Source organism: Enhygromyxa salina (assembly GCF_002994615.1).
GTDB lineage: Bacteria > Myxococcota_A > Polyangia > Nannocystales > Nannocystaceae > Plesiocystis > Plesiocystis salina_A.
In genome coordinates this window covers 1-25,798 of the sequence record NZ_PVNK01000229.1, presented here as the reverse complement: position 1 = coordinate 25,798, position 25,798 = coordinate 1, and the positions used below count along the sequence as shown (strand labels likewise).

At 70.7% G+C, this 25,798-nt stretch carries 21 protein-coding genes and 1 tRNA gene; 11 read left to right on the top strand and 11 right to left on the bottom strand.

Going from position 1 to position 25,798, the window contains the following annotated elements:
• Positions 1-296: 296 nt before the first annotated feature.
• From ENSA5_RS26410 to ENSA5_RS38290, 3 genes are read right to left on the bottom strand one after another with little or no spacing between them, the layout of a single operon-like run.
• The gene (locus ENSA5_RS26410) at positions 297-1,172 is read right to left on the bottom strand and encodes a phosphatidate cytidylyltransferase (protein ID WP_106394463.1); all 876 of its coding nucleotides are present in this window, start codon (positions 1,170-1,172) and stop codon (positions 297-299) included.
• A gap of 8 nt (positions 1,173-1,180) precedes the next feature.
• Positions 1,181-2,002: a PspA/IM30 family protein gene (locus tag ENSA5_RS26405; RefSeq protein WP_106394462.1), complete on the bottom strand. Its 822-nt coding sequence runs from the start codon at positions 2,000-2,002 to the stop codon at positions 1,181-1,183.
• Between the two features lies 1 nt (position 2,003).
• Entirely contained in the window at positions 2,004-2,417 is a 414-nt protein-coding gene (locus ENSA5_RS38290) for a CesT family type III secretion system chaperone (RefSeq protein WP_106394461.1), read from the bottom strand.
• A 355-nt stretch (positions 2,418-2,772) separates the two neighbouring features.
• Here ENSA5_RS38290 and uppS point away from each other — a divergent pair, with 355 nt between their 5' ends.
• Both uppS and ENSA5_RS26390 read left to right on the top strand, forming a co-directional pair.
• Positions 2,773-3,636: a polyprenyl diphosphate synthase gene (gene uppS / locus ENSA5_RS26395; RefSeq protein ID WP_106394460.1), complete on the top strand. Its 864-nt coding sequence runs from the start codon at positions 2,773-2,775 to the stop codon at positions 3,634-3,636.
• A gap of 123 nt (positions 3,637-3,759) precedes the next feature.
• Positions 3,760-3,969, top strand: coding sequence for a hypothetical protein (locus ENSA5_RS26390; protein WP_106394459.1), 210 nt, complete (start codon positions 3,760-3,762; stop codon positions 3,967-3,969).
• A 14-nt stretch (positions 3,970-3,983) separates the two neighbouring features.
• Here the strand turns inward: ENSA5_RS26390 and ENSA5_RS26385 are convergent, their stop codons facing one another.
• The 5 genes from ENSA5_RS26385 to ENSA5_RS38285 all read right to left on the bottom strand — a co-directional run bounded on the left by ENSA5_RS26385 (position 3,984) and on the right by ENSA5_RS38285 (position 8,425).
• On the bottom strand, positions 3,984-5,825 hold the full coding sequence (locus tag ENSA5_RS26385; protein WP_106394458.1) for a metallopeptidase TldD-related protein: 1,842 nt from the start codon (positions 5,823-5,825) through the stop codon (positions 3,984-3,986).
• Positions 5,822-7,648, bottom strand: a complete 1,827-nt coding sequence (locus ENSA5_RS26380; RefSeq protein WP_106394457.1) for a TldD/PmbA family protein — start codon at positions 7,646-7,648, stop codon at positions 5,822-5,824. Before ENSA5_RS26380 ends, ENSA5_RS26385 begins: the two co-directional genes overlap by 4 nt.
• A gap of 112 nt (positions 7,649-7,760) precedes the next feature.
• Complete coding sequence (gene yhbY / locus ENSA5_RS26375; protein WP_106394456.1) at positions 7,761-8,084, bottom strand: ribosome assembly RNA-binding protein YhbY; 324 nt, start codon at positions 8,082-8,084, stop codon at positions 7,761-7,763.
• Between the two features lie 47 nt (positions 8,085-8,131).
• Positions 8,132-8,204 (bottom strand) — tRNA-Ala (locus tag ENSA5_RS26370).
• Between the two features lie 53 nt (positions 8,205-8,257).
• Positions 8,258-8,425, bottom strand: a complete 168-nt coding sequence (locus ENSA5_RS38285; RefSeq protein ID WP_181198159.1) for a hypothetical protein — start codon at positions 8,423-8,425, stop codon at positions 8,258-8,260.
• Positions 8,426-8,481: 56 nt separating this feature from the next.
• Here ENSA5_RS38285 and ENSA5_RS26365 point away from each other — a divergent pair, with 56 nt between their 5' ends.
• Together ENSA5_RS26365 and ENSA5_RS26360 are read left to right on the top strand one after the other, a co-directional pair.
• A complete protein-coding gene (locus ENSA5_RS26365) occupies positions 8,482-9,246 on the top strand; it encodes a TlyA family RNA methyltransferase (RefSeq protein WP_106394455.1) in 765 nt (254 codons plus the stop codon).
• Between the two features lie 75 nt (positions 9,247-9,321).
• Entirely contained in the window at positions 9,322-10,095 is a 774-nt protein-coding gene (locus tag ENSA5_RS26360) for a PP2C family protein-serine/threonine phosphatase (protein ID WP_106394454.1), read from the top strand.
• Here ENSA5_RS26360 and ENSA5_RS26355 read toward each other — a convergent pair.
• A complete protein-coding gene (locus tag ENSA5_RS26355; RefSeq protein ID WP_106394453.1) occupies positions 10,076-10,330 on the bottom strand; it encodes a DUF2061 domain-containing protein in 255 nt (84 codons plus the stop codon). The genes ENSA5_RS26360 and ENSA5_RS26355 overlap by 20 nt on opposite strands.
• A 258-nt stretch (positions 10,331-10,588) precedes the next feature.
• Between ENSA5_RS26355 and ENSA5_RS26350 the strand changes: the two genes are divergently transcribed.
• Both ENSA5_RS26350 and ENSA5_RS26345 read left to right on the top strand, forming a co-directional pair.
• A complete protein-coding gene (locus ENSA5_RS26350) occupies positions 10,589-11,659 on the top strand; it encodes a hypothetical protein (protein WP_146156145.1) in 1,071 nt (356 codons plus the stop codon).
• A gap of 338 nt (positions 11,660-11,997) precedes the next feature.
• On the top strand, positions 11,998-13,155 hold the full coding sequence (locus ENSA5_RS26345) for a hypothetical protein (RefSeq protein WP_106394451.1): 1,158 nt from the start codon (positions 11,998-12,000) through the stop codon (positions 13,153-13,155).
• A 148-nt stretch (positions 13,156-13,303) separates the two neighbouring features.
• Here ENSA5_RS26345 and ENSA5_RS26340 read toward each other — a convergent pair whose 3' ends face one another.
• Together ENSA5_RS26340 and ENSA5_RS26335 are read right to left on the bottom strand one after the other, a co-directional pair.
• Positions 13,304-13,723, bottom strand: coding sequence for a hypothetical protein (locus ENSA5_RS26340; RefSeq protein WP_146156144.1), 420 nt, complete (start codon positions 13,721-13,723; stop codon positions 13,304-13,306).
• Between the two features lie 523 nt (positions 13,724-14,246).
• Positions 14,247-16,469, bottom strand: coding sequence for an alpha/beta hydrolase family protein (locus ENSA5_RS26335; RefSeq protein WP_258183031.1), 2,223 nt, complete (start codon positions 16,467-16,469; stop codon positions 14,247-14,249).
• Positions 16,470-16,882: 413 nt separating this feature from the next.
• Between ENSA5_RS26335 and ENSA5_RS36400 the strand changes: the two genes are divergently transcribed.
• The 5 genes from ENSA5_RS36400 to ENSA5_RS26310 all read left to right on the top strand — a co-directional run bounded on the left by ENSA5_RS36400 (position 16,883) and on the right by ENSA5_RS26310 (position 25,653).
• Complete coding sequence (locus tag ENSA5_RS36400; RefSeq protein WP_146156143.1) at positions 16,883-18,616, top strand: TlpA disulfide reductase family protein; 1,734 nt, start codon at positions 16,883-16,885, stop codon at positions 18,614-18,616.
• Between the two features lie 96 nt (positions 18,617-18,712).
• Positions 18,713-20,416 (top strand): IgGFc-binding protein, encoded by a 1,704-nt coding sequence (locus ENSA5_RS26325; RefSeq protein WP_106394449.1) that lies wholly within the window; start codon positions 18,713-18,715, stop codon positions 20,414-20,416.
• A gap of 51 nt (positions 20,417-20,467) precedes the next feature.
• Positions 20,468-23,590, top strand: a complete 3,123-nt coding sequence (locus ENSA5_RS26320) for a transglutaminase-like domain-containing protein (RefSeq protein ID WP_106394448.1) — start codon at positions 20,468-20,470, stop codon at positions 23,588-23,590.
• Positions 23,583-25,208: a hypothetical protein gene (locus tag ENSA5_RS26315; RefSeq protein ID WP_106394447.1), complete on the top strand. Its 1,626-nt coding sequence runs from the start codon at positions 23,583-23,585 to the stop codon at positions 25,206-25,208. The genes ENSA5_RS26320 and ENSA5_RS26315 overlap by 8 nt, the downstream gene beginning before the upstream one ends.
• 205 nt (positions 25,209-25,413) lie before the next feature.
• The gene (locus ENSA5_RS26310; protein WP_106394446.1) at positions 25,414-25,653 is read left to right on the top strand and encodes a hypothetical protein; all 240 of its coding nucleotides are present in this window, start codon (positions 25,414-25,416) and stop codon (positions 25,651-25,653) included.
• Positions 25,654-25,798: the final 145 nt, after the last annotated feature.

Below are 25,798 nucleotides of genomic sequence, written 5' to 3'. Positions count from 1 at the left end.
TTTAGACCCCCCCGAGCGTCTGCAACTTTGCCACGCACGGCCGCAGGCGGCCGGTCGCTCCTCGCTCCGCTCGTCGCTCGGTGGGCTGGTATGAGCTACGCAGCCCTCTCCGTGGCCCCCTAAAAGGGGGCTCCTTTAGACCCCCCCGAGCGTCTGCAACTTTGCCACGCACGGCCGCAAGCGGCCCCTCGCTCCTCGCTCCGCTCGGTGGGCTGGTATGAGCTACGCAGCCCTCTCCGTGGCCCCCTCGAAGGGGGCTCCCTTAGACCCCGCGGCCGCCCTACGGCCGCTTGTCATCAGGGGAGGAAGACGGCGGCGTAGTAGTAGAGCAGGGGGGCGACGAAGAGGAGGCCGTCGACTCGGTCGAGGAGGCCGCCGTGGCCCGGGAGGATGTTGCCGCTGTCCTTGACGCCGAAGGTCCGCTTGAGCATCGAGGCGATCAGATCTCCGACCTGGCCGAGGGCGCTGCCGAGGAGACCGAGCACGATCGCGTGGACGAGCGGGACCTCGGGGGTGAGCCAGTAGTGGCCGGCGCCGACCATCGAGGCCACGCCCGCGATCACGCCCCCGGCGCTGCCCTCGACGGTCTTCTTGGGGCTGACGGCCTCGTAGAGCTTGTGCTTGCCGAACGCTCGACCGGCGAAGTAGGCCCCGGTGTCGGACAAGAAGGCCACGGTCAGCGCCATGCACAGCCACTCGGGGCCGTGCTCGTGCTTGAGCACCGGCCACACGCAGGCGAGCATCGGAACGTAGGCGAGGCCGGCCAGGCCGATCGCAAAGTGGCGGCCGGCGTCGGGCAGGAATTTCTTGCGCAACAACACGGCGAGCGAGACGAGCACGACCGCGGCGAACATCGCCGGGGCCATGGCCACGCGCGTGCCCCAGATCGTGTTGCTGGCCATGATGGCCGCGCCGGCCACAGCAAAAGCCCCGCGGAGGCCGATCGCGCGGTCGCCCTCGCGCACGATGCCCATGCGCAAGAACTCGTCGCCCGCGAAGAACACCGCGAGTATCGCGACGGCCAGGATCGACCAGGAGCTCGGGTCGACGAAGATCGACACGACCAAGAGCGGCACGAGCACGACCGCCGTCAGCAGACGCTGGACGAAATTGCTCGGTTGTTTGGCTGTGCTCGCGACCGGTTCGGCCGCAGCCTCGTCACGGCGTCCCATCGACGGTCTCAGGTCGAGCTGAGCTTGCGCTTGAGCTCCTCGAGCTGCGCGTCGACCTCGGCGGCCTTGATGTCGTCGTCACCGAGCTCGGGCTCGGGCTCGGGCTCGGGCGCGTCGTCGTCGCTCGCTCCGATCGCCTTGCGCTCGCCGCCGCCGGTCGTCAGCGCCATCTTCTGCTTGAGCGCCTCGAGCTCGGTGTCGACGCTCGACCCGGCCTCGAGCGCCTTGAATTGCGACTCGAGCGTGGTCTCGGGCAGCGCGCCGAGCTCGGCGGTCGCCTCGGCCTCGGCCTCGAGCTGGGTCACGCGCTCGTCCATCCGCGCGAAGGTCGAGTCGTAGGAGTCGGTGCTGTTGAGCTGCGAGAGGGTCTTGTTGATCGTCGCCTGGGCCTGGGCCCGCTTTTGACGCGAGACCAGGATGTTGCGCTTGCGCTTGGCCTCTTCGATCTTCGAGTCGAGGCTGCGCAGCGCGTCCTTGAGCTGCTCGACGGACAGCTTCTGCGCGTCCCACTGCTCCTTGAGCGTGGCCGCGAGCTCGTCGTGCTCGGTCTTGCGGGCGAGGGCCGCGCGGGCGAGGTCGTCGTTGCCAGCCCGGACCGCGAGCATCGCCTTCTTCTCCCAGTCCTGGGCCTTGGCGAGCTCTTGCTCGTACTGCTTTTTGATCCGCTTCTCGTCGGCGATCGCGACCGCGACCTGCTTCTTGGCCTCGACGAGCTGGCCCTTCATGTCGACGAGGACCTGGTTGAGCATCTTCTCCGGGTCCTCTGCGCGGTTGATCAGCTCATTGATGTTCGAGCGGATCAGAGTCCCGAGTCGTCCAAACAATCCCATTTTAGGCCTCCGTAGTCGGACTGGTGTCGAGCTTCCAGTCGGCCAATTTGTCGAGGTGGTCGTCCAGCGTCATCGTCAGATCGTCGATGATCGCCTGAAATTCGTTGGCGTCGAGGTTCTCGGTCTGGAGCGCGCCTGACAAGACCAGGCGCGCCCCCTCGATCGCGTACGCGTTGTGCATGAAGTCCGCGTTGAGCTCGAGCAGGGTCCGGTAGAGCCGCTCGCGCTCGGCGACGCTGTCATCGAGGAACCCGAGGGGCAGCGAGAACAACAGGATCGGATCCTCGACCTTGACCACCACGCGGCTGCGGTGACGGTTCTCGAGGTGCAAGATCCAGGTTGTGGGGTCGAGCTGATCGAAGAGCGCGCCGCTGCGAAACAGCAGGGACTCGACGGTGTCGGCGCTTGTGCTCATCGCCTTGTTCCTCCGGTGGGGTCGATCGCGCGCAGAGCGGGCGGGACCAAAGTGTGCCGCCTCGACGCGGCGCTGGGAACGGTGATCATCGGATCTTGTTCCCGGACGCGTGGCGGCCAGCCTGGAGGGGAGCACGGGCGTTCTGGGCAGGGCACAGACAGCGGATATCGAGTCTATGCCGCGGCTTGGGGACCGGCAAGCACACCCCGCGAGGATTCCGATCTGGGCTTTCTTGGCTTTTTTGTGCAAGCGGCGGGCGCCGAGCCGATGGGCCTCCAGTCGGTATTTTTGCAAGCAAAGGGCACAGAGCCCGCGTGGACGGCGGTTTACGCCCATGGTATCCCGCTTGCCTGCAATGCGGCACTTGTCAGAGGACCGGACCGGAACGTCGCTCGAACGTCTGCCACAGCACGTCGGGATCATCATGGATGGCAACGGTCGCTGGGCTCGCGAGCGCGGCCTGCGACGTGAACAGGGGCACAGCAAGGGCGCCGACTCGGTCCGCGAGGTCGTCCGCGCGAGCCGTCGGATCGGCCTGAAGGCCCTGACCCTGTTCGCGTTCTCCAGCCAAAACTGGGACCGACCGCCGCGCGAGGTGTTTCACCTCATGCACTTGCTGCGCCGCTACCTGATCGAGGAGCGGGCAGAGATCCTCGACAACGACATCCGCCTGGTGACCGTCGGCGAGACCGAGCGGCTGCCGCGGATGGTCCTGCGACCCCTCGCCGAGCTCATCAAGGCGTCGTCCCGCAACCGCGGCATGACCCTGTGCCTGGCCCTGAGCTACGGCGGACGCGAGACCATCGCCGCGGCCGCCAAGGACCTCGCCCGCGCCGTGGCCCGCGGCGACATCGACCCCGACGACATCGACCCCGACCTGTTCGGGCGCTACCTGCCGTCGAGCTCGCTGCTGCCGAGCCTGGATCTGCTGATCCGGACCAGCGGGGAGCGGCGCGTGTCCAACTTCTTCCTGTGGGAGGTCGCCTACGCCGAGCTCTACTTCTCGCCGGTGATGTGGCCCGACTTTGGTGAGCCCGAGCTCCACGCGGCGCTGCGCGAGTACGGCAAGCGGGAGCGCCGCTTCGGGCTGACCCCCGAACAGCTCGCCGGAGTCGACGCCGCGACACCGCACATCAGCCCCGCCCCTCGTGGGCCGAGCGCGCTCGAAGCGCTGGAGGCACTCGATGCCCTCGGGGATCCAATGCCCGAGACGGGCTGAGGCCCGGGCAAACCCGGGACTTTCTCGGGCGTGGTCCGTGGGACACGCCGTGCGGAAGCTCGGACCCTCGCGGCGGATCTCGAGCTGCTCGCCCTAAATCAAGCGCTGAATTCAGAGCGCTGAATGCTCACGGGCTGCGCGCCGGCTCGACACCAGAACGAGGCCGCCGAGTCTCCGGGCGAGATCGCCCTCGTCGAGGCCGGCCCGACCGCGCCGCAGGTCGCCGCCCCCACCGAGCCCGCCGAGCCGCTCGCAGGCCGAGCTTCAAGATCAGCGCCACGCCAAGAAGACCGCGAGCAGTGGTCGAGGGTCCCCGACGACCTCGAGCCCTGAGCGCAGGTCGCTCGCTACGCTGAGGGCTCGCGGCGCAGCGGGTGGTCGAGGATCGGCAGGCGCTCGTTCTCGCCCCGCTCGACGACGAGCTCGAGGCCGTCGACGAGCAGCGCCGGGGTCGTGACCTGGGCGTCGACGCTCTGGCCGAGCACGCCCGAGAGACCCAGATCTGCCCCAAAGCCCCCGGCCATGCCGGGCGAGAGGCGCAGCGGCAAGGTCTCGGCTCGCTCCCCGACCGCCCGGATCCGCCGAAACACGCGCATGGAAGTTGGCGCGAGCAGGGCCCCCCGGACGAGGGTCCGCGCGGTGTCCTTGCCCTTGCGCTCGAGCTTGAACACCCGGCTCGGGAGCGGCAGCGAGATCTTGCGGCCCGAGGTGAACAGCGCGGCGGAGTCACGCGGGACCGGCCCGAGGACCGAGCCATCGCGGAGGCTGTCGATCACGTAGGCGAACTCGTAGCCGTCCTCGCGCGCGCGCTCGAGCAGCGCGCGCTCGAGCGCGGCCTGGCTCAGACCGGGCTTGCGGCTGCTGAGCGTGAGGTTGGAGATCGTCGCGCCGAGGAAGCCACCCGGGGTCGCGCGGGCGTGACCGTTGCTCTGGTCGATGTGCTCGTTGGGCCGCCGGGTCATCAACAAGGTGTGCAAGATCCCACCTTGAACCAGCTCGACGCGCTGGGCGGCGACGCCCTGATCGTCGCGGGTGTAGTGACCGAAGCCGGCGGCGAGGGGATCGTCGACCAGGTCGATCGTCTCGGGCATCACGGCCTTGCCGAGGCGCTCCTGCCAGTGGGGCTCGTACTCGAGCAGGCGGCCGTAGTCCGACATCGGGGCCGGATCGCCGCCGGCCTGGACCGGGATCGTGCTCGCGATCAGCTGGGCCGCGGCGGTCGGGCCGAGCAGGATCGGGCCGTCGTAGTCCTCGTCGAGCATCGGCGCGGCGACGAATTCTTCGAGCTCACGCAGGACCTGGTCGACCAGCGCGACGCCGCGCTCGCGCAGCTCCTTGGCCTCGGGCAGGGCTTGGAGGTGAAGGGCGAGGCCGTGGTCGAGCTCCATGCCGTCGTCGGCCTGGGTCTGGGCGATGACCCCGAGGACCGCGCGCGCAAGGCTGCGGCCGACGGCGGCGCCCTCGCTGCTGACGCTGGCCTCGTGGCTGCGCATCAGCTGGATGATCACGTCGCCGTTGTCGATCGTGGGGTGGGCGGCGAAGCGACCCGAGAGCTCGCCCGCGAGCTCGCGCAGGCCCGCGCGGTCGAAGCTCGCCCGCGCGCTGTCGGGATCGACGAGGGTCGTGGCCCCCGGCGCCCAGTCCAGCTCCACGACCGGCTCGCCGAGCTTGGCGCGATCGTCCGGGAGCTCCTTGTCGGCGAGGCGATCGATCGCGCTGAGCTTGGCCTTGTAGCCGGCGCACGCGGCCCGGTAGCTCTGATCCATCGCCAGCCACAGGCGCTTGCGCGCGGCGATCGGGTCGGGGTCGAAGCCGAGCTGGAAGCTGGGCTGGACGCTGCTGGGCCCGAAGAAGTTGCCGTTGTCGCGCTCGTGAGAGCCGACCCGGACCGTGACCGTGCCGAGCGCCTCGCGGGTGAACATGTCGGCGATGACCCCGCCGTAGGAGCCGTCGAGGACGAGGCTGTCGGCTCGGACCACGCGCAGCTCGGCCGCGTAGGGCGTCGCGGCGTCGGGCAGACGCAGCTCGGCGACGCCGCGGATCAGCTCGGCCTCCATCGCGGCCAGCTCGGAGCTCGCCGCGTCCGCGTCTGGACCCGGACCGGCCAGGGCCTCGCGCAGGGGGACCAGCTCGCCGACCAGCGCGCCCAGACCGAGGCCGAGGCCGAGGAACCCACGCCGCCCGATCATCGCGCCACCGTCCCTTCGCCGGAGCTCTGACCGCCGCGCTCGCGCGGCGGCGGGGACAACAAGGGCGGCTTGTCGCGCTCGTGCATGGCCTTCTCGATCTCGAGCTTGCTCAGGAGCAGCGAGGGGCTCACGGCGCTGACGGGCACCCAGCCGCTCTCGGCCCCGCACATGCCGTTGAAGATGCCCGGCTCGTCACCGGCCGCGACGATCGTCTCGAACGCGGCGAGCGGCGTCCCGACCACGTCGACCCCGCGCACGAGCTCGTCGGGCCGCCCGTCGGTCCAGACCCGGTAGACCATCAAGGGCAGGACCTTGAAGGCCTGCGGGCCCGAGCGGTCGGTGATCGTGTAGCCGCCTTGGATGTCCGAGAACCACACCCCGTAGGGCTTGCCCTGGGCCTTGGCCTCGGCGATCAGGCGGTCGCGGAGCTCGCCCTCGGGCACGGTCTCGCGCGCGGACACGATCAGGTTGCCCTGGCGCGCGACGACTCGGTGGCCGCGCTCGCGCCGACCGTGGCCGTTGCTGGCGGTGAAGGGGGCGACGACCGAGCGCGAGAGCAAGAAGCCCTCGAGCACGCCCTCGCGGACCAGCGAGGCCCGCGCGGCCGGGATCGCCTCGTCGTCGACGAAGTAGTGGCCGTTGAGCGGGGTCCCGTCGACGCTCGCGAGGGTCGGATCGTCGTAGACGTCGATGAAGGGCGGCAGGATCTGCTGGCCGAGCATCTTGGTGAAGGTCTGGCCCTCGTGGTCATCCTTTTGGCGGTGACCCTCGAGGCGGTGGCCGAAGATCTCGTGGAAGAACACCCCCGCGGCCGGGCCCTCGAGCACCGCGGGGCCCGTGTAGGGCTCGGCGATCGGCGCCTCGCGCAGGCGCATCAGCTCGCCGCGCAGCTGCTCGGCGAGGGCCTCGAGCTCGGCCGGGCTCGGCAGCTGGCTGGCGTCGTGGCGCTCGAAGGACACGAAGCGCTCGAGCGCCATGCCGTCGGCGGCCTGGGCGGTGACCATCATCAAGAGGCGCACGCGGACTCGGCCGCTTTGGACCTTGGCGCCCTCGGTGTCGACGTAGCTGCGGTTCTCGACCACGGCGTTGAGCATCGCGCTGGCCTGCTGGACGACGGGGTCGGCGTCGAGGATCGCCGAGAGCCTGGCGACGACCGGCGACCACTGCTCGGCGAGGGCCTCGAGATCGACGGACTTGGCCGCCTCGACGTGGACGAGCGGCTCGTCGACGGTGGTGAAGTCCGGGTGCGCGGGCTCGTCGGCGCGGGTCAGCATCGACTCGTCGCTCATGGCCTGGATCCACGACTCGACCGCGTCTCGGTACTGAAGCTCGGTGACCATCCACAGCGCCTGCGCGAGGGACAGGGGGTCGTCGGACAGGCTGACCTGGATCCCGGTGCCGAGCCCGTTGCCGCCGTAGTAGCCGTTGGTCGGGTGGCCGTTGTCGAGCATCGGGTCGCCGACGCGCACGTCGACGTCGATCGTCCGGTCATCGTCGATGTGGCGCTTGTCGAGGGCCCCGTCGTTGGCCTCGAGCCACAGCGACTCGACGCCGACGAGGTCGTAAGCCATGAAGTAGGCCGGGTCGTCGACGGCCTCGGAGTTGAGCTTGGCGAAGTTGACGGCCAGCTCGCGGTCGAGGATCGCCAGGGCCGGCGCGGGCTCGCCTCGCTCGGGCTCGAGCGTGGTCGTCTCGAGCGACAGCGGCGGGCCCATCGGCGAGCGCGTGCCCGGCCGATCCCCGCGCTCGCAGGCGAAGGCGCCCAGGCTCAGGACGAGGCCCAGGGCCAGCGCAGGAACGACGGAGGTCGGCAGCCGATACACGGCGCGAACTTAACAGAAACCAACCCCCCTGGCGGGCGAGCAGGGTAGTACGAGCCGAGAGGCGAGCGGTTGGGGCTTCGCCGCCGCAGCGGTCGAGCGCGCAGCGCTCGGTTCAGGCCGAAGGAACCTGGATCCGCGGCTTCTTGGGCAGGTCTTTGTCGCGCGGGGTGTAGAGCACCAGCACGCGACCCACGAGCTGGATCCGGGCGGCCCCGCTGGCCGCAGTGAGCGCCTCGGCCATGGCCTCGCGGGCGGCGGCGTCGTCGAGCTTGGGCAGCTTGATCTTGATCAGCTCGTGGCGGTAGAGCGCCTCGCCGACCACGCGCACGACCGCCTCGCTGACCCCGGCGGCGCCGACTTGGACGACCGGAGAGAGGCTGTGGGCGAGGCCCTTGAGGTGCTGCCGCTGGCGGGGGCTGAGGCTGACGCTTGGCATGTGGCAAAAATGAATCGACCCCGGCCGAGGCCGGGGTCTTTGGAGTGTGGAGCTGAGGGGGATCGAACCCCTGACCTTCGCATTGCGAACGCGACGCTCTCCCAGCTGAGCTACAGCCCCGAGGGGGCGACAAGCTAGCCGAAGCCCCAGGCCGGTGCAAGCTGCTCGTTCGCTCAACGCTCCTGACGCCACCCAGCCCAGGCACCCCACAGGGCGAGGAGCGCGGCAGCGGCCAGGATCGCCCACAAGACCCGCTCATCGGGGGTTCCCAGCCAGCGCCAGTCCGCCCAGCGGTCGGCCTCGGGCGCGAGCGCCGTCACGAGCGCGAGTGTGGGCGTCATCCGCGACACTGTACTCCCCCGCCGACCCGTGTGAGAAAAGCCGAGCCAGACTGACGATGGCGCACTCGCGCAAGACCGGCGGCAAGGTCCGCCTCGACAAGCTGCTCGTCGAGCGGGGGCTGTGCGACTCGCGGACCCGAGCCCAGGCCTTGATCTTGGCGGGCGAGGTGGTCGTCGGCGATCACGCCGTGACCAAGCCCGGGACCGCGGTCGACCCCGACGCGCCGCTGCGGCTCAAGGGCAAGGACCCCAACCCCTACGTGTCGCGGGGCGGCCTCAAGCTGCGCGGGGCCCTCGACGCCTTCGCGCTCGAGCCCGAGGGCGCGGTCTGCATCGACGTCGGCGCGTCGACGGGCGGGTTCACCGACTGCCTCCTGCAAGCCGGCGCCGCCCGGGTCTACGCGGTCGACGTCGGCTACGGCCAGCTGGCCTGGAAGCTCGTCAACGACGCCCGGGTCGTGGTCATGGACCGCCAGAACATCCGCAAGCTCGAGCCCGAGCAGATCCCCGAGCCGATCGACCTCGCGGTCGCGGACTGCTCGTTCATCTCGCTGACCAAGGTCCTGCCCCACATCCGGCCCTGCCTGCGCCCGGGTGCCGAGCTCGTGGTCCTGGTCAAACCCCAGTTCGAGGTCGGGCGCGAGCTCGTCGGCAAAGGGGGCGTCGTGCGCGACGACTCGGCCCGCGCGGCCGCCCTCGCTAGCGTGGAGGCCAGCGCCCGCGCGCTCGGGTTCGCGGTCCGGGGCCACGTGACCTCACCGATCTCGGGGCGCGAGGGCAACCGCGAGTGGCTGCTGTGGCTGCGCTGGGGCGACGAGTGAGCGCGCGAGCTCACTTCGATCCGACGAGCGCGGCTCGCCCTATATAATGTTGTTCCTCTCGCGTCCGGCCCGCCGATGTACAAGCTGTTCAAGCGCACCCACCACCCCGGGACTCTGGAAGTTCAGATGGCAGGCGCCTGCGACCCCGGTCGGGCCCGCGATCACAACGAAGACGCGATCACGATCCAGGAGGACGACGGCCGCGGCTACTACCTCGCGCTGGTCTGCGACGGCATGGGTGGTCACAACGCGGGCGAGGTCGCGTCGGCCCTCGCGGTCGAGACCATCTCGACCTACGTCGAGCAAAACTTCGGCCAGATCGAGACCAACTTGCTGCTCGAGCAGGCCTTTGAACGGGCCAGCCAGCGCATCGATCAGCAGGCCGAAGACAACCCCGACGCCCAGGGCATGGGCTGCACCTGCGTGTTGATCCTCGGCGTCCGCGACCAGATCTGGGTCGCGTGGGCCGGTGACAGCCGGGCCTACGCGGTCACCGAAGAGGGCATCTTCCAGCTGTCGACGGACCACACCGTCGTCCAAGAGCTCGTCGATCAGGATCTGATCAGCCCCGAGCAGGCCGCGGTCCACCCCTATCGCGGTCGCATCAGTCGCTGCCTCGGCCACGGCAAGAAGAAGGGCGCGCCGACGATCCGCCAGTTCGAGTTCCCCTCGGGGACCAACTTGATGCTGTGCAGCGACGGCCTCTCGGACGTGCTCCCCGACCACGAGCTCATGATGCTGATCGGTCAGCGAGACGTGCGCAGCTCCGCCCGACGCCTGATCGAAGCCGCCAACGGCGCGGGCGGCCCCGACAACATCTCCGCGATCGTCATGCGCCGCGTGGTGTAGCGGCGGCCGACTGAACCTGGGCCGGGGCCGGGGCGCGGCCGAAGCGAACGTTTACCCAGGCCCGCTCGTGGGCGTAGTAGGCCACGATCTTGATCAGCGAGTCGACGAGGCCGATCGACACCGCGACCGCGACGCTGTCGCTGAGCACGTAGCTGACGCCGGTCGTGATCACGAGCGCGATCACTCGCCAGCTGAGCGCCTTGGCGAAGCTCCGAGAGTGCGTGTCGGTTTCCATGGTCGGTCGGTCGGGCCGACTTACTCACTGCCGCAGCTTTGGTCGAGATTCAAGCCATAATACATCGTATATAATGATATTTTATGTTGGCACCGACCGCTCAATGACCCTAAACAGCCATTAAAAGCGCCCTGTGACAGAATAAAAAATACTGCTTTCTGCAGATGTTTAAAAAGTCTGTACCCAGGTCGAGCTTGCTCACATCGAGACTCGCTGGTTCGTTGGAGCAACGAGCCCTTTGCGGCACGATCGGTCGACGTGCGTGATCCCCGTACCCGCCTGATGCTCCTCGCCGTGTTGTTCACGCTGCTCGCGTGGCCGCTGGTCGTGCATGCGGCGGCGCGCGTGACCGTACCCGTCGGCTGGTTGGAGAGCGGTGACGCTGCGCCTGAAGCTCAGCGGCGAGCCAGTCGCTGGAAGGACGAGCTCGGCCTGCGCCTCGCCCAGGTCGTGTCCGCGCCCGACAACGATCGCTTCGCCGAGACCATCGCGGTGTTCGAGCGGCCCGAGCCGGTCGCGGACAAGGCCTTCGCCAGCGAGTCCGCGGCGCTCGAGGCCCTGTCCGCGGCGGTGGTCAACGTCGTCGGCTCGGATCCGCCCGAGGCCTCGGGCCTCCGGACCACGGACGCGGGCGTCCAGGTCGCGTGGGCCCAGTGGCAGGTCGAGGATCTCATCTACGAGGGCGTGCTGGCGCCATCGGGCGACAGCGCCTCGATCGTGATCATGACCATGCTCGCCCGGGACGTCGACTATCACCGCAACCGGCTCGACGGGGTCATCGCGAGCCTCGACGGCGTGACCGCGCCCATGCCTCGCTTCTCGCTGACCTGGTGGCGGATCGGCGCGCCGCTGGTCTGGCTGGGGCTGGCGCTGGCGCTGCACGCAGCGATGTTGCGCTTCGTCGACCAGGATCACGACCACACCCAGGCGGGGACCCGCGCGTCGGTGATCAACCTCGGCCTGGTCGCGCTTGGCACGCTCATCACCTACTTCGGGCTCGGCGATCGCGAGCTGGCGCTGGTCCACGCAGGCAGCAGCCTCGGGGGCCTGACCATGTGGATCGCCGTCTCGGGCATCATCGTCGTCGGCCTCCACTTCCTGATCGCCGCGCGCTACGACCGAGGCGTGGTTCAGAGCGCGCCCGCGTCCGGCATCTACTCGCGCACGGACATGATCCGCGCGTCAGTCTCCTCGCGCTCCGGCGTTCGACCACGGCCCGATAACCTGGCCGAGACCAGCGACGTGTGGGCGGTCCCCCGCGACACCCTCCCCGATCCCGGCAGCTCGACCCAGTACGCCGTCCACCCCGGCAAACAAGACGAGCGCTGAGCCCCGCGAGCAGCCGGTCGCTCGCTGCGCTCCTTCCCTCGCTCAGCGTGGCCGCCCAAAAGAGGCTCGAGATGCGTGCTCGAACACCTGCCTCGTGGGTCCAGGGCCCGCGCAGGGCGCGGAAGAATCAGCGACTCGCCCCCGGCCCCCCGTACGAACCACACCAGCCGCGCAGCGGCAGTGCGTGGCAAAGTGGGGGCTGCCTGTGGGGGGATCAATAAGGATCACCTACACTTCGCGGCAGTGCGGCGACTCAGGCAGCCGGACCGGCACGCACGGCCCCGCGATGGGGCCGGCGACGGGGCCGACGACGGGACCAGCGAGATCGGAGCTCCGACGTGAGCGACACGCGCACGGCGGTCCGAGGCGCCCGGACCCGGGGCTGGAGCTTTGCGGTCGGCGGCTCGATCGTGTTTCACGTCGGCCTGGTGATCGCGGCCACCTTGCTGCCCGACGGCCCGCGCGAGGGCGGGGCCACGGCCCACGACAAGCTGTTCACCCCCGGGGCCGTCGTCCCGGTCGAGATGATGCCGCAGGCGATCGCGCGGGCCGAGCCGAGCGGCGAGCCGAGCCTGCCCGATCACCGCGACCCCGACGTGCCCGCGACGGCGCCGCTCGACCGACCGCGGTCCAACAGCCCGACCCCGCGCAGCGGCGCCGAGCCCCCCCCAGCTCCAACCCAGGCCGAGTCCGAGCCCAGCGAGGTCCCCGGTCTCTCGCTCCATGGCATGCGCGACGGCGCGCGGGCCTCGACGACCGGGAGCGGGGTCGTCGTCGACCCCTCGCTCTTGCAGGGCTCGCGCGACGCCTACGAGGACTCGGTCAAGAACCCGGGCGTCGGCGAGGGCGCGGTCCAGGGCCCGGCCGCGCCCCCGAGCAGCGCGGTCGACTACGCGTTCAAGCGCGAGAAGGGCAAGCTCGTCTACCGCGATCCGAGCGGCCGCTTCGTCGCGACCTTGCGCAGCGACGGCCGCGTCGACTTCCGCAACAAGGGCGCCAAGGCCAGCTGGACCCAGATCGGCCTCGGCGGCCCGGGCGACCTGCTCGCGGCCGCGGGCGGCGACGACCCCTACGCGCGGATCAAGGCCAAGCTGCTCAAGGCGACCTTCGAGATGCGCCTGGGCATGGCCGTGCAATTCCAGACCAAGCAGCTCGACAAGCGCCTGCGCCGACTCAACGGCGAGCTCGACAAGATCTGGGCCGACGAGCGTCGCCAGCTCGGCGCCCGCAAGGAGCTGTTGTTCCAGCGCTGGGACGAGTGCGACGAGCCCGAAGACGTGGCCTCGCCGACCAGCGCGCTGCCCGGCTTCGGTGAGGTCGAGAGCTCGGATCTCGACCAGGCCCGGCAGGACGCCGCGAGCTCGGCCCGCCGGCTGATCGAGAAGTTCGTCCGCGAGCACGCGCCCAAGGGCAGCCCCGAGGCGTTCACGCCGGCCGAGCTCTCAGACATGAACCGTCGCCGCGTCAGCAAGCAGAAATTCAAACCTTACGGGTAGGCCCTGGCCGGGAGCCCCTTGTCGACTTGGGTTTGTCGACTTGGATTAAAAGAAGCGAGCCGGTGTGCCACTCACCGACTCCGCCCCTTGGAATCTCCGCTTGCTCACCCGGCGCCCCGCAGGGCGGCTTCCCCGAGCGCCTCGGCGGCTAGAGCGCGCTGTAGCGCGTGCCCCTGGCCTTACCTTGCCACGTCACCTTCTCGGCTTCGATCAGCCGCGCGACAGACTTGCGGACCTGGAGGGAGGTCCCCCCGACCTTGTTGCGGATCTCCGTCGCGGACACGGCGTCCTCGGACTCTCGGATGAATTCGAGCACGCGCGCGTCGTACTCTCGCCGTCCGACGGCGGTCCTGGTGTTGACGTCTTCGGGGGCAGCAGCGGCGCCGGGCTCCGCGCTCGGGACGGCCACCTCGGCGTCGCCCTCGAATTCGTGCCCGGCGCTGATGACCTCGCCAACGGTCACGCTGGACAGTAGGCCGGAGAACTGCCCCTTGCTGAGCTTCGACAGCTCGGCGAGGGTCATCTCCGGGTGTGAGCGGATGAGGTCGAGAAAGACGGATCGTTGCACGTCTTTCACGGCCGCGGACATTTCACGTTCGAAACTCGACACGGCAACAAGATAGCAGCTCTTAGATGTGAAGACTATCCTCTGGATCCAAGGGTTAGTTTTCGAGTGCCGGTAGTTTTGTACGCAAACACCGGGTAGATTCACTATTTGTATCTCTATGCTGCGGGTGTACAGATCAACAAAGTCTAGTATTTTCAGGTAGTTATGGGTCGCAAATGCGAGCGTGACCCCTTCCATCGCGCCAATCGACTCGCTTCGTGGAGGTCCTCGCCGCGGCGCGGCCGCTCGACCTTCCTACACAGGGTGTGTGGTGGACAGATTTGGACATTCAACAGTGGATGGCTGGCACTGTGATCATAGCCCCGTGGGGCGAATATGCGCACCGTGCGGTGGCTTATGCGAGGTTTCCGGCACGAAGTGCACAACTCGCGGCCTGATTTCTGGCTATGTGGCTCACATGCGCTTGCATCGCGGACCGGCGCCGCCCCCTCCACCCCGAACGCCGTTCCCGAGTGACAACTCATCAGGCGCGCAGGTGAGCGTCGAGCCAGCGCAGGACCTCGTCGTGCCACAGCTTGGAATTGGCGGGCGAGAGGACCCAGTGGTTCTCGTCGGGGAAGTGGAGCAAGCGGCTCTCGACGCCGCGCCGCTGCAGCGCGGTGAAGGTGGCGAGGCCCTGCTCGAGCGGCACCCGGTAGTCGAGCGAGCCGTGGACGACGAGCATCGGCGTCTGCCAGCGGCTGACGTGATCGGCCGGGTTGTGGCGGGCGTAGGCGGCGGGGTGGTCGTACTCGGGCCCGCCATGCTCCCACTCGGGGAACCACAGCTCCTCGGTCGCGTAGTACATCATCCGCTGATCAAAGATCCCGTCGTGGTTGACGAGGCAGCGAAAGCGCTCGGGCCAGTTGCCGGCGATCCAGTTGATCATGAACCCGCCGTAGGACGCTCCGAGCGCACAGACGCGATCTCCGTCGATCCAAGGCTGGGCCTCGAGCACGTGCGCGAGGCCCGTCTGGAGGTCCTCGAGGGGCTTTCCGCCCCAGTCGCCGGCGATCGAGTCGGTGAAGGCCTGGCCGTAGCCGGTCGAGCCGTGAAAGTCGATCATGACCACGGCGTAGCCGGCTCCGGCGTAGGCCTGAGGATTCCAGCGATGGTGAAATTTGTCGCCGAAGGAGCCCTGGGGCCCGCCGTGGATCAAGAAGGCGAGCGGGTAGGTCTTGGCCGGATCGAAGTCGACCGGGCGCACGAGCCAGCCGTAGACCGTGTCGCCGCCGTGCCCCTCGAACTTGAATTGCTCGGCCTCGCCGAGCTTCACGCGGGCCATGAGCTCGTCGTTGTGGTGGGTCAGGCGCCGGGGCTCGCCGCCGGCCACGGCCACGGGGACGCTCGACAATTCGGCCGGCTGGCTGAGGTCGTGGGCCACGAACACCAGCTGCTTGGCCCCGACGCTGAACCCTCCGATCGTGCCCTGGTCGACGAGCGCCGTGGCGGCGCCGCTGTCGAGGGCGATCTCGAACAGGGGCTTGCGGCCGAGGTCCCCGACCGCCGCGAACACGCGCTGACCGTCGGCGGCGTACTCGAACCCGCCGATCGAGCGATCCCACCCCTCGGTCAGGGCGCGCGGCTCACCGCCGAGGCCCTGACCGGCCCAGGCGGCGCTGGTCAGCACGAAGCGATCGGCCTCGTAGCCGGGGCGGGCCATCGCAACCCACGCGAGCTGCTTGCCGTCGGGGGAGAAGCGGGGGTGGGCGTCCCAGGCCGGGTTGGTCGTGAGCTTCTTGGGCGCCGAGCCGCCGTCGACCGGCGCCCAGAACAGATCGAAGTTGGTCGACCACGGCTCGCCGGGGCCGCCGCCAGCGTCGCGCGCCGCGAACACCAGGCCGGAGCTGTCGGGGGTGAACACGTAGTCCTCGGCGCCGCCGAAGGGCTTGGACGGGACGTCGGCGTCGAGGCCCCGGGACACGATCGTCGCGCTCGTGGTCCCGGGCTCGGCGGCGACGACCAGCAGCTGCGAGCGGCGGTGATCTTTCCAGGTGTCCCAGTGGCGCACGAACATCCGGTCGTAGACGACGCCGGTCGCGGCCTCGGCCTCGGCCTCCGCGAGGCGCGTGGCCGTGCACGCGAGGTCGGGGCAGTCGGGGAACAGCTCGGCCGAGACCGCGAGCAGCTCGCCGTCGGGCGACAGGGCGAGGTTCGAGACCGGGACCGGGAGCGCGGTGATCTGCTCGACCTGACCTGCGCGGTGCTCGGCGTCGACCTCGACTCGAAACACCTGGCTGGTGCCCGCGCGGCTCGACACGAAGTACAGGTGCTCGCCGTCCGGCGACCACTGCGGCTGGCTGGCGCCCTTGGGGTGGCGGTCGAGGATCCGCGCCTCGCCGCCGTCGAGCGGCGCGAGCCACAAGCTCGTGCGGCCCCTGTTCGCCTCCATGTCGGTCTCGCGCACGACGTAGGCCACGCGCGCGCCGTCGGGCGAGAGCGCCGGGCTCGACACGCGATCGACCTCGAGCATGTCGAGGACCGAGAAGGGGTGCTCGCCGGGCGGGGCGATCGCCTTCATCGGTCCGAGCTCGTCGACGCTGCCTTCGCTCGTGTCGCCCCCGTAGGTGTCGGCGACGTCGGCCTCCGTGTTCGCGCTCGCGTCGGCGCTCGTCTGGGCGCTCGCGTCGGCGCGAGGCTGGCCCTGAGGCGAGCAGGCGAGCAGCAGCGCGGGCATGAGCAGATACCTGGATCGGGGGCGAAGCATGGCCGCGAGCCTATCAGCTCGACTTGCCGCGCTCGCTAGCCCCAAATCAAGCGCTGAATTGAAAAAGCTGAATGATTTAGAGCTAGTACGAGCCGTGAGGCGAGCGTTTGGGGTGAGCGGAGGGGGCTTCGCCGCCGCAGCGAGGGGCTTTTTTGAAAGGCCCCTTGAAGACGAGTACGAGCCGAAAGGCGAGCGTTTGGGGTGAGCGGAGGGGGCTTCGCCGCCGCAGCGAGGGGCCTTTTTGAAAGGCCCCTTGAAGACGAGTACGAGCCGAAAGGCGAGCGTTTGGGGTGAGCGGAGGGGGCTTCGCCGCCGCAGCGAGGGGCCTTATTGAAAGGCCCCTTGAAGACTAGAAGGCCTGAGCCGAGCGCGCAGCGCTTGATTCAGGCCTAGCAGCTGCGATCCTCGATCGCATGAAGCGTCTGTTGATGGGGTCGGCCCTGGCCACGCTCGCGGCCTGCAGCTCGGCGAGCGAGACCGTGGCGCCGCGCCCGGACCAGGCGACCGCGAGCCCCGCCGCGGATGAGGCCACCACGGTCCACGGCCGCCTCGTCGGCCACGACGGGCAGCCGCTCCCCCTCGCCGAGATCCACGTGAGCATGCCCGGCGTCGAGCCCTTCGACCTCGCCGCCGCCGCCGACGGCAGCTTCAGCCTCGAGCTGCCAGGACCCGGCTGGGCGAGCCTGCGGATGACCGGCGTCGGCCACGAGGAGCACACCCTGGGCGTGCTCGCGAGCGGCGGCGCCCACGAGCTCTCGATCGCGCTCGGGACCTACGACCGCGCGCCTGAGCTGAGCGGGCTCACGGGCTTCGGAATGTTCGGCGCCGAGGGCCAGCGGCGGCCGCTCGAGTTCGAGCCGCGCGGCGACGGCACCTTCGTCGCCACGCTCGAGCGGCCCGAGTCCAGCGAGTCCAGCGAGTTTCGCTACCAGCTGAGCAACCTGACCCAAGAGGGCCGGACGATGAACGGGACCCAGGCCGATCGCTACGTCTACGACGGCGGGGGCGACTACTTCAGCGTGATCGATGTGGCCCCGGGCGGGACCGTGGAGATCGTGTTCGACCCCGCCGCGCTCGCGCCGGCCGGCGCGCAGCACCGCCTGAGCTTCGCGGATCCAAGCTCGAGCTTCGCCCAGGTCGCATCGACCGCCGAGCAGCTGCGGGCCTGGGACTCCCAGTCGATGGTCGAGCTTCGCGCGGTCGCGAGCGCCGATCCCGACGCCGACCTCGAGGCCCTCCACGCAGCCTCCCGCGCCCGCCTCGCGGCCAAGATCGCGGCCGCCCTCGAGCTCGCGCACGATCCGGTCGTCCAGCGGATGCTGCTGATCGCCTGGGCCGGGGCCGTCGACGCCGACGAGCTCACCCCGGCGCTCGCACAGTTGGGGCTGCGCGTGCTGGCCGAGGTCGGCCCCCGCGATCCGCTGTGGTCGATGGACGTGTGGGCGATGGCCAACGCGCTCGAGTTCGTCGAAGACCCGGAGTACTTCGGGATCGCGGTCGCCGAGCACCCCGACGTCGACGTCGCCGCGGCGCTGTGGGTCACGCAGCTGATCGCGGCCGACGAGCGCGGGGATCAGGATCGGGCCCGCGCGGCCATGAGCGCCCTGGCCAAGCCGCGCTTCGCCGATCACCCGATCGTCGGCATCGCGCGGATGTACGACCCCGAGCGCCCGACGGCCCCCGGCCGCGAGGTCCCGAACTTTCGCCTGAGCCCGCTCGACGGTCAGACCGAGTACGGCGCGGCGGAGCTGCGCGGCAAATTCTACGTGCTCGACTTTTGGGCGACCTGGTGCGGACCCTGCGTGGCCGAGATGCCCCGCCTCCACGCCGCCTACGCCTCGCTCAACGGTCAGCGCCCGCCCGAGCAAGATCGCGCGTACACGGCGATCGCGGACCCGAAGCTGGAGATCATCAGCGTCTCGTTCGACCACGACGCGGCCAAGGTCGCCAGGTTCCGGGCCGACGCGTGGCCGATGCCCTGGGCCCACGCGGTCCCGGACGTGGCAGCGCACAAACAGCTCAGCGAGATGTTCGGGATCGTCGGCATCCCGACGATGGTGTTGGTTGGTCCCGACGGCACGATCCTGGCCTCGAGCCCCCGCCTCCACGGCGGCAGCCTCGGGGAGATCGCCCGCCCGTACCTATGAAGTCCGGAGCGCGACCGGAGCGCGACCGGATCCTGCCTGGCCGTGGGGATCGAAATCGTCCTATCGTGGTTCAGGCTTCGGGTGAGGTCATCGAGCATGTGTCGCCATCAGCACCATCGGATCCTGCTGCTGACGTCGCTCGCCGCGCTGGCCTCGGCGTGTTCGCTGGAGATCGTCGACACCCTCGTCGGCGCGCGGACCGACGAGGGCGCCAGCGCGGAGACCGGCTGGGCTGACGAGGGCGGCGACGCCGAGGGCGGCGACGACGAGGGCGGCGACGACGAGGGCGGCGGAGCAGGCGGCGGCGAGGGGCTCGGGGAGCCGCTCTTCGACGTCGGCGACGCCGAGGCTCCAACGAGCTCATGCGAGCTCGCGGCCCAGCTCCCGAGCCACATCGGCTGCGAGTTCTACGGTCTCGACCTCGACGGGCCCGGGCTCTACGACACCGACCCCTTCGGCTTCGTGGTCATCAACCCCGCGCTCGACCCGGTCGAGGTCACGCTCGAGCGCCACAGCGCGCGCGGCTGGGTCGAGGTCGAGACCAAGATGATCGGCGGCGAGGACGAGGGCGTGTTCCTGCCCGCCAACGACGGCCAGGTCCATCAGACCGGGCTCCACGAGCACGCGACCCTGCGCCTGACCGCGGCGGCGCCGATCATCGTGATCCAGGCCAGCCCCGCCGAGGGCTCCGGCCACAGCGCCAGCGCCACGATGTTGCAGCCGAGCGCGGCGTGGTCGAGCGTCAACCCCGTCGCCGGCTGGCGAACCCACCAGGACTTCGGGGAGCCTTCGTTTCTGGCGGTCCTGGCCCAGACCAGCGGAACCTCGGTCGCCCTCAGGCCGACCTTCGGGATCGACGAGGAGCCCCCGGACTGGGCCATGCTGTGGACCGAGGAGGTCGTCGACCCCGAGGAGCCTCCGGTCGAGATCCTGACCCTGCCTGTGGAGCCCGGCCAGCTGCTGCGCCTCGACGCCACGGCGATCGACGCGACCGAGGTCGACCACGGGACCAGCGGCTCGCTCGTGGAGTCCGGTCAGGAGCACTTGATCTCGGTGTTCTCGGCCCACACCTGCGCGGCGATCCCCGAGTACGAGGGCGCGTGCGGCCACATGCAAGAGCAGCTCTCGCCGCGGCTGGTCGGCACGCGCTTCGTCGGCCCGCGCCTGATCGCCGCCGACGCCGGGCTCGGCCCCGACGCCGGGCTCGTCCACGAGCGAACCATGATCCAGGTCGTGGCGACCGCGCCCGACACCGAGGTCGTGTTCAGCTACTTCGACGGTCAGGCCAGCGTCGAGCTCGACACCGTGACGATCGACCCCGACCAGCCCTACGCGGTCTACGCGGTCGAGCACGACCTCGCGGTCGTCGCGGATCAGCCGATCGTCGCGACCGCGTACATGACCAACGCGCAGCTGACCCCGCTCGGCTCGCCCTCGATGGTCCAGCTCGCGCCCGTGGAGCAGTGGACGGGCCGCCACTGGGTCTGGGCCCCGGCGGGCTTCGAGACCCAGCTGGTCGTCAGCTCGACCGCGAGCGCCGCGGTCGAGGTCCAGTGGCTCTCGGGCCTCGACGGCGAGCTCGAGCCCCAGCCGAGCCCGGCGGTGCTCGAGCTCGAGCAGGCCGCCGCCGACGGCCTCGAGCCCTGGACGATCCGGCGCTACGCCGTCGGGCCGGGCCTCCACCGGGTCGAGAGCAGCGGCCCCGCCTCGGTCGTGGTCGCCGGGTGGCGCGTCGGAGACGGGTTCGCCTATCTCGGCGGCTGGGGGGCCTCTTTCGCCGATCTGGGCCCCGCAGGCTGAAGGCGGCCGCGGTCGCGGGCTCGACGGCCCTTTTCCACTACACTGCACGGAGTGAGCGAGCGTGGAGCCAACGACTTTCGCGAGCGTGCGCGAGTCGAGGCCGATCGCTACGGGCCGGATCCCTGGATCTTCGTCCGCGAGCTGCTCCAGAACGCGCGCGACGCTGGCGCCCGCGCCGTCGTGATCACCGTCTCCCACACCCGGGGGCCCGAGCGCAGCGAGGGTGTCGGGGCCCAGCCCCGGGGTCCGGAGACGACAAAGACCGTCTCCCACCCCCGGGGGCCCGAGCGCAGCGAGGGTGTCGGGGCCCAGCCCCGGGGGTCCGAGCGGGGCCAGACGGTGATCCACTGCCGCGACGACGGCGAGGGCATGAGCTACGAGCACGCCCGGCGCTACCTGTTCTCGCTCTACGCCTCGAGCAAGGAAGACCGCGCCAACCAGGTCGGGCGCTTCGGCGTCGGGTTCTGGTCGATCCTCCGCTTCGACCCCACGCGAATCACGATCCGCTCGTGTCCGCGCGGCCCCAACGACGGCGGCCCCTGGCAGGTCGTCCTCGACGGCGAGCTCCAGCACGCCGAGCGAGCCGGGGTCGACATGAAGCCCGGGACCGAGATCGTGCTCGAGCGCCCGGCTGGCGACGGCGCCGACGAGCGCCGGGTGTTCGAGGCCGCCCAACAAAACGCGCGCTTCTTGTGCCTGCGCGACGACCCCGACACGCCGCTGCCGATCACGGTCAACGGGCGCCCGGTCAACGCCAAGTTCACCCTCGCCCCGCCGAGCTCGGCGTTTCGGCGCGGGCACGTGCGCGGGGTCGTGGGCCTCGGCAACGCGCCGCGGGTCGAGCTGTTCTCGCGCGGGCTCCGGGTTCGCTCGGCGGCCTGCCTCGACGATCTCCTGACCAACGCCGGACACACCGGCCACTCGCGGGTCCGCTTCCCCGAGCTCCCGGGCGGGCTCGCACCGCAAGCGCTGCTCGAGAGCGACGGGCTCGAGCTGCTGCTGTCGCGCAGCGACGCCCGCGACACGCGAACGCTGCGGCGGCTGGTCAAGCTCGGACAGAGCGAGCTGCGCCAGCTCGTCGAGCGCCAGCTCGCACGCATCCGACCGCCGGGCATCGGCGAGCGCCTCGCGGGCTTGATGCGGCGACTCGCGGGCGAGTCGACGTGGTGGCGAGCGCTGCTCGGGGCCGCGACGGGCGCGGTGCTCGCGGTGGTCGTCGCCCAGCTCCTGTGGCCGAACCAGGTCGGGCTCGGGCTCGGCTTCGGCGACGCGGGCGCGGTCGGGGCCGACACCGCAGGCCCCGACCGCACCCGCTACGGAGATCTGCGCAAGCGCTACCACGGGCCCCAGGTCAGCGAGCTCGACCCGGCCGCGGCCGAGCCCCTGGCCCTGCGCTACGCCCCCGCCACGGCGCGGCCCTACTTCGCCGCGGTCATCATCGAGCGCGTCAGCGGCGACGCCGGGGGCATCGCGCCGCTGACCTCCGAGCGCTACCCCGGCGCGGTCTGTTCGCGCGACTGCATCGAGGTCGCGCTCCCGGTCGACGCGCGCGGCGGTGACGAGCTGCCGATCCCGATCCCGAGCGGCCACCGCCTCGACGTCGAGAGCCTGGTGTTCGAGGCCGATCACTCCGAGGCCGCGATCGGCGACAGCGTGCTCGCCGGACCCAAGCGCGTGTTCCTGAGCGCCGCGGGCGAGGCCGTGCTCGTCGTCGACTGGTCGATCGAGGGCACGCTGCGCTACCGGACCGGGCCCGGCTCGATCGTCACCACGCCGCCACGCAGCGACGGCGCGCTCCCGAGCGATCTCCACCGCGAGGCTCGAGCGCTGCGCGAGCTGCCCCTCGACTCGCGCCTCGACGCCGCGATCGATCTGGTCCGCGGCCGGGTCAGCTACGAGACCAGCGCCGCCGTCGCCGAGCAACATCAGCGGGCGGCCGCCGCGGGCGAGGACTTCGTCACGCGCACCCTCGAGATCGGGGCCGGCGACTGCGACGTCCAAAACGGGCTGCTGGTTGCGTTCCTTCACGCCGCCGACGTCGACGCCCGGCTCGCGGTCGGCTGGGTCGGCCACCGCGGGCGGGTCTCGGCCTGGCTCCACGCGTGGGTCGAGTACCTCGACGGCGACGGCCGCTGGCGCGTAGCCGACGCGACCGCGCGGGCGGCCGGGGAGGCCTCGACGATCGCCGGTCTCCCGCCCGCGCCCGAGGACGTCGCGGTCGGGACCCTCGGCCAGGCGAGCGACGACAGCGGCGAGGCGAGCACGCCGACCGATCCGATCGTCGCGACGCCGGGCCCGGGCGGCCAAGCCCCGACGACGCCGAGCCCCGACGCCAGCCCCGCCGTGCTCGAGCCGAGCTCGACCCCGCCGATCCTGCTCGAGCTCGTCGCCAAGCCGTGGGTCCCGTGGCTGGCGCTCGGCTCCGGGGTCCTCGGTCTGCTCGGGCTCGGGCTCTCGCTCTCGCGTCGCACGGCCCGACGCTTCAACCTCGACGAGGGCGGAGATCTGTCGAGCCTGCTGCAGGGCGCCCTGGCCCAGCCGGCGGCCTTTCGTCACCTCCCGTCGCTGTTTCATCGCCGCCTGATCCCGCTGCGCGGGGGCGCGGCGATCTCGCTCAACCGCGCCCGCGCGCTGGCCTCCGAGGGCCGGCTCTACGCGGGCCGCGAGCAGACCGAGATCAGCCGCAACGCCCAGCGACGCGGCGTCCCGCTGCTCGACGTCGAGACCCCCGAAGGCCGGACCGTGGCCGCCTCGCTCGGCGCGGTCGACCTCGACCGCTGGGGTCTTCGGCTCGGGCGCGCGAGCGAGAGCCCGGCGCTCGCGCTCGTCGCCGGCTACCTCCGCGAGCACAACGAGCGCTGGCGCTGCGCGGCTTTGGTCGGCCTCGGCGGCCGGGTTGCGACCCTGGATCTACGCTCGCTGGGCTCGACCCGAAAGATCGGCGACCGGCTCGTGCTCGTCGACGCCCAGGATCCGTGGCTCGTCGAGGCCGAGCGCCTCCGGCCCACGCGTCCCCACGCGGCCGCGTTCACGCTCCTCGATCACCTCCTCGACCACCTCGATCTCGGGCCCGAGCGCCGCGCGCGGCTGCTCGCGCCCCTCGCCGCCGAGGCCCTGCGAGAGACCGCGCGCCTCGACGAGCCCGACGCCCATGGAGAAAACGACCATGCCTGACAGCCCGCCGGGCCTTCGTCCGGGCCTGCACCCCGGGCAGGCGGAGCAGATCGACGTCGGCAAGCTGCTGACGATCGACGTCGAGTCCGAGCTGCGCAAGCTGACCCAGGCCCAGCTCCAAGGACCGTGGCAGCTGCCCGCCGAGCTCGTCCGCAGGGCCCTGCGCCACGGCGCCGAGCGGATCGAGGTCGAGCTCGGACGCTCGCAGCTGCTGGTCCGCTCGGTCGGGGGCAGCGTGCCCGCGTCGGTCCTGCGCGAGCTGACGGCGCTGCTCGACGGCGAGCGCTCGCCCCAGCGACGCCACCGCGCCCTCTCGGCTCTCGAGCGGGCCGGCGCGCTGTCGCTGCTCGGGCTCGTCGGTCTCGATCCCAGCAGCTTGCGGATCGTCAGCCAGCCCGCGACCCCCGAGGACGAGCCGATGGGCCTGAGCTGGCGGCGCGGCGGCGCGGTCGAGCTCCACCGCCTCCGCGCGCCGGGGCCCGAGTTCACCGAGATCATCGTCCGCGGCGCGCAGCTCGATCGCTCCCGCGCGCGCGAGTGGCTGACCAGCGTCGCCCGCTTCGCCCCGGTCGAGATCCGGGTCAACGGCCGCGCGCTGACGAGCCCAGACCGGCCGCCCGGCGCCGGGTTCGAGGACCCCTTCTCGATCGTCTCCGTCACCGCGCCGATCGTCGGCACGATCGCGCTCCCCCGTGACGGTGAGCTCGCCCGCCTCTACCTCCTTCAAGACGGCATCGTGACCGCCCACATCAGCGTCACCGACGCGCCCTGCTTCGAGGCCGCGATCGAGACCCGCGGGCTGTGCGATCCAGCGGGCAGCGCGGCGCGCCTGCGTGAAGCGATCCAGCCCCACACCCGCGCGATCATCTCGGCGGCGATCGAGCACATGATCGAGCTCGGTCGCGCCGGCGCAGCCCTCGCGACGAGCGATCGCAGCCGCCTGACCCAGCTGCTGCTCCACGGCGCTCGGCGCCACCGCGAGTACGCCAAGACCATCGCGCGCCTGCCCCTGTTTCGCGGGCTCGAGCGCGACGGTCGCGAGCGTTGGTGCGACCTCCTGGCCCTGCGTCAATCGGTCCAAGACGAGGGCGGCGAGCGCCTGCTCAGCGCGCTGTTTCCCGATCAGGACCCGGCCGACTTCACCCCCGAGGGCCGGGTCTACGTGCTCGACGAGAGCGAGCGGGCGCTGCTCGGCGAGCTGCTCGAGCTCGGCTTTCGCCAGCCTCGCCGTCGCCTCGAGGGGCGCCGCGGGCTCACCCGCTTGCTCCGTGAAGGCCGGAGCCTGCTGCGCAGCCGCGACTTGCTCCTCGGCCTTCGGCCCGGCGGTCGGCCGCTGCAGGACGCGGAGCTCGAGCCCGATGAGCGCGGCCTGCTCGTCCAGCTTCGCGCCCAGTTCGAGACCTGCGAGGTCACGATGTGCACGGGCGCGGGCCCGGTCCGCCGCCACGGTCCCGGACCCGACAAGCTCCTGCTCCCGCGTGACTCCGAGCGGGTCCGCGACGCCGTTCGTGCGGTCGCGCGCGACGCCGCCTGGGTCTACCCGGCCCTGCTCGCGCTGCTCGATGGCCGCGACTTCCCCCAACGCGCCCGCCGACGCTGGATGGAGGGGGTTTTTTAGGCCCCCCGCAGGCACCGTGCACTTTGCCACGCACGGCCGCTTCGCGGCCGGTCGATGGGTTTTTTAGCCCCCCGCAGGCACCGTGCACTTTGCCACGCACGGCCGCTTCGCGGCCGGTCGCTCGGTCGCTGCGCTCCCTCGCTCGGTGGGCTGGGATGAGCTTCGCAGCCTGGGTGCGTGGCCCCCCTGAGGGGGGCTCGTTCCCTTGGCCGACCTGCTCCTCGTGGCCTCTGCCACGAGCGACCGGTCGCTTCGCTCCCTCGCTCGGTGGGCCGCCCTGAGGGGGCTCCTTCTCTTGACCGACCTGATCCTCGTGGCCTCTGGCTCGCTCGCTTCGCTCCTTCTCTCGGTGGACCGCCTGAGGGGGCTCCTTCTCTTGACCGACCTGATCCTCGTGGCCTCTGGCTCGCTCGCTTCGCTCCTTCTCTCGGTGGGCGGGGGATGAGCTTCGCTATCTGGAGCTCTAGCAGCCCGGGGTGCAATGCATCGTGTCGCCTCGCGCCGGAATTTTTGCCGAGGGCGCGAAGCCAAAACGCCGCTGTACCGGGCGTACTGCAAGTTTTGGCGACAAAGCCCTCGGCGAAAAGGCC

Coding starts and splice junctions, on each gene's coding strand:
- ENSA5_RS26335 (WP_258183031.1), bottom strand. CDS start 16,469: ATGCTTCGCCCCCGATCCAGGTATCTGCTCATGCCCGCGCTGCTGCTC.
- ENSA5_RS38285 (WP_181198159.1), bottom strand. CDS start 8,425: ATGACGCCCACACTCGCGCTCGTGACGGCGCTCGCGCCCGAGGCCGAC.
- ENSA5_RS26325 (WP_106394449.1), top strand. CDS start 18,713: ATGTGTCGCCATCAGCACCATCGGATCCTGCTGCTGACGTCGCTCGCC.
- uppS (WP_106394460.1), top strand. CDS start 2,773: ATGCGGCACTTGTCAGAGGACCGGACCGGAACGTCGCTCGAACGTCTG.
- ENSA5_RS26385 (WP_106394458.1), bottom strand. CDS start 5,825: ATGATCGGGCGGCGTGGGTTCCTCGGCCTCGGCCTCGGTCTGGGCGCG.
- yhbY (WP_106394456.1), bottom strand. CDS start 8,084: ATGCCAAGCGTCAGCCTCAGCCCCCGCCAGCGGCAGCACCTCAAGGGC.
- ENSA5_RS36400 (WP_146156143.1), top strand. CDS start 16,883: ATGAAGCGTCTGTTGATGGGGTCGGCCCTGGCCACGCTCGCGGCCTGC.
- ENSA5_RS26410 (WP_106394463.1), bottom strand. CDS start 1,172: ATGGGACGCCGTGACGAGGCTGCGGCCGAACCGGTCGCGAGCACAGCC.
- ENSA5_RS26365 (WP_106394455.1), top strand. CDS start 8,482: ATGGCGCACTCGCGCAAGACCGGCGGCAAGGTCCGCCTCGACAAGCTG.
- ENSA5_RS26390 (WP_106394459.1), top strand. CDS start 3,760: ATGCTCACGGGCTGCGCGCCGGCTCGACACCAGAACGAGGCCGCCGAG.
- ENSA5_RS26405 (WP_106394462.1), bottom strand. CDS start 2,002: ATGGGATTGTTTGGACGACTCGGGACTCTGATCCGCTCGAACATCAAT.
- ENSA5_RS38290 (WP_106394461.1), bottom strand. CDS start 2,417: ATGAGCACAAGCGCCGACACCGTCGAGTCCCTGCTGTTTCGCAGCGGC.
- ENSA5_RS26355 (WP_106394453.1), bottom strand. CDS start 10,330: ATGGAAACCGACACGCACTCTCGGAGCTTCGCCAAGGCGCTCAGCTGG.
- ENSA5_RS26360 (WP_106394454.1), top strand. CDS start 9,322: ATGTACAAGCTGTTCAAGCGCACCCACCACCCCGGGACTCTGGAAGTT.
- ENSA5_RS26315 (WP_106394447.1), top strand. CDS start 23,583: ATGCCTGACAGCCCGCCGGGCCTTCGTCCGGGCCTGCACCCCGGGCAG.